This window comes from Selenomonadales bacterium (assembly GCA_017442105.1).
Taxonomy (GTDB): Bacteria; Bacillota; Negativicutes; order RGIG982; family RGIG982; genus RGIG982.
Genome location: JAFSAX010000060.1, coordinates 1 through 5,678 on the forward strand (window position 1 = coordinate 1; position 5,678 = coordinate 5,678).

At 50.0% G+C, this 5,678-nt stretch carries 5 protein-coding genes; 4 read left to right on the top strand and 1 reads right to left on the bottom strand.

The features are described from left to right. The coding region (locus tag IJN28_02585) for a proline--tRNA ligase (protein ID MBQ6712662.1) at positions 1–1,686 on the top strand (1,686 nt) is incomplete at its 5' end. A gap of 140 nt (positions 1,687–1,826) precedes the next feature. Here IJN28_02585 and IJN28_02590 read toward each other — a convergent pair. Then, complete coding sequence (locus tag IJN28_02590) at positions 1,827–2,024, bottom strand: DUF1858 domain-containing protein (GenBank protein ID MBQ6712663.1); 198 nt, start codon at positions 2,022–2,024, stop codon at positions 1,827–1,829. 295 nt (positions 2,025–2,319) lie between these two features. Between IJN28_02590 and rsmH the strand changes: the two genes are divergently transcribed. From rsmH to IJN28_02605, 3 genes are all read left to right on the top strand, one after another. Continuing rightward, positions 2,320–3,252 (top strand): 16S rRNA (cytosine(1402)-N(4))-methyltransferase RsmH, encoded by a 933-nt coding sequence (rsmH, locus tag IJN28_02595; protein MBQ6712664.1) that lies wholly within the window; start codon positions 2,320–2,322, stop codon positions 3,250–3,252. Positions 3,253–3,291: 39 nt separating this feature from the next. Further along, a complete protein-coding gene (gene ftsL / locus IJN28_02600; GenBank protein MBQ6712665.1) occupies positions 3,292–3,762 on the top strand; it encodes a cell division protein FtsL in 471 nt (156 codons plus the stop codon). 39 nt (positions 3,763–3,801) lie between these two features. Next, the coding region (locus IJN28_02605) for a stage V sporulation protein D (GenBank protein ID MBQ6712666.1) at positions 3,802–5,678 on the top strand (1,877 nt) is incomplete at its 3' end.

Sequence of the window (5,678 nt, forward strand, 5' to 3'; positions counted from 1 at the left end):
GCTCCTACGCTTCGCGAAGTACCGGCAGAAGCAGAAGTTATCAGCCATAAATTGATGCTCAGAGCAGGTATGATCCGCAAAGCGGCAGGTGGCCTTTACACGTATTTACCGCTTGCATGGCGTGTACTTAAAAAAATAGAAAATATCGTCCGTGAAGAAATGGATGCCAAAGGCGGTCAGGAACTCCTTATGCCGATCATGCAGCCGGCAGAACTTTGGCAGGAATCGGGTCGTTGGGACGTATACGGCGAAGAAATGTTCCGCTTGAGAGATCGTCATGATCGTCCGTTCTGCTTGGGCCCGACGCATGAAGAAATGATCACGTCGCTCGTTCGCTCGGAGGTGCGCTCGTATCGTCAGCTCCCGCTCATGCTCTACCAGATTCAGAACAAATACCGCGACGAACGCCGCCCGCGTTTCGGCTTGATGCGTGGTCGCGAATTCATCATGAAAGACTTGTACTCGTTCGACAAAGACGAAGCAGGTCTTGATATCAGCTATCAGAAAATGTACGAAGCGTACGAAAACATCTTCCGTCGCTGCGGTCTTAAATGCCGTCCTGTTGAAGCAGACGGTGGTGCGATCGGCGGTAAAGGCACGCACGAATTCATGGTATTCGCTGACTCGGGTGAAGCAGGCGTCGTATACTGCGACGAATGTAACTTCGCTGCCAACGAAGAAAAAGCTGAACTCTTCCCGATCAAAGCAGAAGCGGAAGAACTTGGCGAAGTAACGCTCGTACATACGCCTGATACGAAAACGATCGCAAGCGTTGCCGAGTACCTTGATATCGATATTACCAAAACAGTCAAAGCTGTTGCTTACGCGACGGAAAAAGGTGCGGTTCTCGTATTTGTACGCGGTGACCACGAAGTCAACGAAGTAAAAGTACAGAACGCAATGGAATGCATCCAGATCGACATGGCAAGCGAAGCGCAGATCGCAGACTTTGGCAGTGTCGGCGGTTTCATGGGTCCGATCGGTCTTAACCGTGACAATGTAACTGTCATCGTTGATGAAACAGTCAAAAATATGGTCAATGCTGTCTATGGTGCCAACCAAGCAGACCATCACTATACGAATGTCAACTATGGCCGCGACTACGAAGCAGACATCGTAACAGACGTTCGCCTTATCCAAGAAGGAGACCCGTGCCCGCATTGCGGCGCGCCTGTCAAAGCGGCTCGCGGTATCGAAGTCGGTCAGGTATTCAAACTCTATACGAAATACAGTGCTGCTCTCAAAGCAACATTCCTTGATGAAAACGGCAAAGAAAAACCGATGGTAATGGGTTGCTACGGTGTCGGTGTCAGCCGTACGATGGCAGCTGCTATCGAACAGAACCACGACGAAAACGGTATCATCTGGGCGGCATCCATCGCTCCGTACCATGCTGTTATCGTGCCGATCAATGCGAAAGACGAAGCACAGATGGCACTTGCCGAAGAACTCTACGAAGCACTCGGTGCGGCAAAAGTAGAATGTGTTCTCGACGATCGTAAAGAGCGTGCAGGCGTTAAATTCAAAGATGCCGACCTCATCGGATATCCGCTCAAGATCACGGTAGGCCCGAAAGCTGTTCAGGAAAACCAGATCGAAGTCAAAGTCAGAAAAACGGGTGAAACGTACTACTTCACAAAAGAAACGTATCTTGAAGAAGTACAGGCACTCCTTAAAACGCTGTAAGAACAAAAAGACTGCAACGCTTGCGCTGCAGTCTTTTCATGTATTGGCGCTATTAGAGAAAATACAAAAAGGGTATGCACATTTGTGCATACCCTTTGTTTGCAATATTCATTCGAAAGCAGGTTGCTTTCAAGTGAGTATTATTCGCCGATAGCTTGGTTCAATGCTTCCATCAAACGATCGATATCGATGCCGTGTGCGCCTGCGCCCTGTTCAATATTTTCGAAACGAGCAGCTGCACAGCCGAGGCAACCCATACCGAAGCTAACGAAAACTTCAACCGTCTGCGGGTAACGCTGAACAACTTCCATGATGCCCATGTCTTTTGTCAATTTCATATTGCAGTACCTCCCTTGTATAAGCTATTTTTTATTATACCACAGATCATGTTGATTTTTCATCTGAAATGTAAGGTATTTTACTCAGATGGCAATTTTTTTATGATAAGATGATTCGTAGCATATGATATGTCATGCATGAATAATAGGACTTTAGTCACAAAAACATAAATAAAAAAGAAAAAAGCAAACTTTTTTGCTTTACGAGGAAGGATTTTTATTTTTTTCACTAGAAAACGTAAAAATATTGAAGCAGCAGAAGTCTGCTAAAAAAGAGTTTGAGGTGGCTTTCTGCATGGAGTTTCATCATATTAGTGTATTGCGTGACGAGTCGGTTCGCGGATTGGTAACGAAAGCCGACGGGATATATGTCGATTGTACGTTGGGTGGCAGTGGTCACGCACGTGCGGTCATCGCGCAACTTAATGAGAATGCACGTTTTATTGGGATAGACCAAGACGAGGCGGCGATCCGAACGGCGAAAGAGCGTTTGGCTGATGCGCCGTGCCATGTCGATATCGTACACAGCAATTTTTATGAATTGCCTGCGATCTTGGCGAATCTTGGTGTTGATAAAGTAGACGGGTTTTTGTTTGATCTGGGGGTATCTTCGCATCAACTCGATATTGCGGAGCGTGGTTTCTCTTATATGCAGGACGCGCCGCTCGATATGCGTATGAATCCCGAACAGAAGTTTTCGGCGTATGATGTGGTCAATACGTATTCCGAAGGCGAATTACATGATATTATTTCGTCGTACGGCGAAGAGCGTTGGTCGAAACGTATTGCGCAGTTTATCGTAAAGGAGCGCCAGATGAAGCCGATCGAAACGACGTTCGAGCTTGTCAGCGTTATCAAAAAAGCGGTGCCTGCAGGTGCACGCAAGGATGGTCCGCATCCTGCCAAACGAACGTTTCAGGCGATCCGTATCGAGGTCAACAATGAATTGGGTATCTTGGAGGATACGTTCTGCAGTGCGGTCGATCACCTGAATCCGGGCGGTCGTATCTGCGTTATTACGTTCCATTCGTTGGAAGACCGTATCACGAAGAAGACGTTCCAGCAGTTGGCGAAAAATTGTATCTGTCCGCCATCGCTTCCGATCTGCACGTGCTCGCATCGTGCGAAGATCAAGACGGTAGGGAAGGCGATCGCGCCGTCGGCAGAGGAACTCGAATATAATCCGCGTGCGCGCAGTGCAAAGCTGAGGATCGCGGAGAAGTTATGATATTGAGGAGAGAATATTGAGAAAGGGGGTTGCATAGCTTTGTTAGTAAAAGAACGAGTCGTAATTGAAGAGCCGTATGAAGAGTATGCGCATAAGAAGCAGTCTGCACCTTCTGTGCGTACGAAGATCGTGCGCAAGACGAAGCCGAATCGTCTTCTTCGCAGTGTCGCAGGGATACTTGCTCTGGTCGTTGTAGCAAGTACGCTGACGATGTGTATGAGTGCTCAAAGCTATGATGCGACGAAGGCACTCAGAACAGATAAAGAAACGTTGGCGAAGCTCGTGAAGGAGAATGAACATCTTCAGTTGGATCTGGCTCGGTTAAAATCACCGGAACGCATTCAAGCGATCGCAAAAGATGAGTTGAAGATGTCTGTGCCGAAGGTGGATTATCGTCCGACGACGAGAACGGTAGCGGCACCGACACCGCAAGTTCAGTTGCCAAAACAGACTGCGACGAACAACATTGTCGTCAAAATGGAGAATTTTATTAAGAATATCATTTCATAAGAAACAAGGTACGCGAATCCGGACATTGGAGGGATGCGATTGGCATCGACTGCTCATGTTGTTATTCGGAAACGAGTTGCCTTGTTTTTTGTTTTGTTCACAATGCTTTTATCGGGACTTGGTCTAAGGCTCGTATATTTGCAAGGATACCAAAACGAGTGGCTGACGGAGCGGGCAGAGGATCAGCGTATCCGTTTGATTCCCGTAGAGGCGAAGCGTGGTACGATCTATGATCGGAATGGCAAGATATTGGCGGAAAGTGTCAGTGCGCTTTCGGTCTATGCGATCCCGGCAGAAGTGGAGAATATAACAGAGTCGGCAGCCGCATTGGCGGCTGTTTTGAATTTGGACGCGGAGAAGATCGCAAAGAAGCTCGCGCGCAGGCAGTCGTTCGTATGGCTTGCCAGGCGTGTCGATACAGAAACGGCTGATGCAGTACGCGCTCTTCGGTTGGCGGGGGTAGATGTATCGGAGGAGAGTCGGCGCACGTATCCGAACGGGCAGGTAGGTGCGCATATTCTCGGATTTGTCGGTGCAGACAATCAAGGGCTTGACGGGATAGAGCTGACGATGAATCGCTATCTCTTGGGAACGGGCGGTGGTGTTGTGGCGGAGTACGATGCGAGCGGTAAGGAGATACCGTATGCACCGTATCGCTACGAAAAGCCTACTGTGGGGCAGGATGTGTATTTGACGCTTGATCTGGTCTTGCAGCAGCTTGCCGAGCGAGAGCTTGCGCGTGTGGTGGAGGAAACGGGTGCGAAGGGCGGGTCTATTCTTTTGATGGATCCGCGGTCGGGAGAGGTCTTGGCGATGGCGAATCGCCCGACATATGACCCGAATCAGTTCGGGGAATATCCTGCTTCTTCGTGGCGTAATATCGGTGTGACGAACACGTATGAACCGGGATCGACGTTCAAGGTGTTGACGACGGCCGCCGCGCTGAATGAAGGTGTCGTAACGGTCGATGATCGTTTTTTTGACGGCGGTGATATCGAGGTTCAAGGTAGGCGGATACATTGTTGGAAACATGGCGGACACGGGAGTGTTTCGTTCCGCGAGGTGGTAGAAGGGTCTTGTAATGTCGGTTTTGTCGGTGTGGGGCTTCGACTTGGTGCGGAGCGATTCTATCCGTATTTGAGGTCGTTCGGCCTGGGATGTGCGACGGGAATATCGCTCCCGGGGGAAGCCACAGGTATTATGATCCCAGAAGCGAAGGCGGTGCCGATCAATCTGGCAACGATGGCGATGGGGCAGAGCATTGCCGTAACGCCGATACAACTATTGTCGGCGGTGTCGGCGGCGATAAACGGTGGTATTTGGCATGAACCGCGCATCGTCAGAGAAGTGCGCGATGCAAGCGGTGGTGTAGTGAAATCGTTCGCATCGGGTGAAGGCCGCCGCGTTATCCGTGAGGAGGTGTCGGCTGTTGTCAGAGAGTTGTTAGAAGGCGTTGTGGCGAACGGTACCGGCAAGAACGGCGCGCTGGAAGGGTATCGTGTCGGCGGTAAGACGGGGACTGCACAGAAGGTCGGTGCAGGCGGTTATATGCAGGGAAAATATATTGCTTCGTTTGTCGGATTTTTGCCTGCCGATGCGCCCGAGCTTGCAATGCTCGTCGTGATAGATGAACCGACAGGTATGTACTACGGCGGTCAGATCGCCGCACCGGTTTTTCCTGCGCTGATGAAAGATGCCGTTGATTATTATAAAATTGCACGGACGGAAGTGAGCGAGAAAGAGGAGGTTGTATCGCTTGTCGATGTGCCCGATGTGGTCGGGCGAGAGATGAATGATGGCATGCGCCTGCTTGCGGAGGCTGAGCTTACAGCAGAATGTATCGGTGAGGGCATCATCACGGCGCAAGTACCGTCGATGGCAAGCCAAGTGCCGAAGGGGACGAAGGTACTGCTCTA

Coding starts and splice junctions, on each gene's coding strand:
- rsmH (MBQ6712664.1), top strand. CDS start 2,320: ATGGAGTTTCATCATATTAGTGTATTGCGTGACGAGTCGGTTCGCGGA.
- IJN28_02590 (MBQ6712663.1), bottom strand. CDS start 2,024: ATGAAATTGACAAAAGACATGGGCATCATGGAAGTTGTTCAGCGTTAC.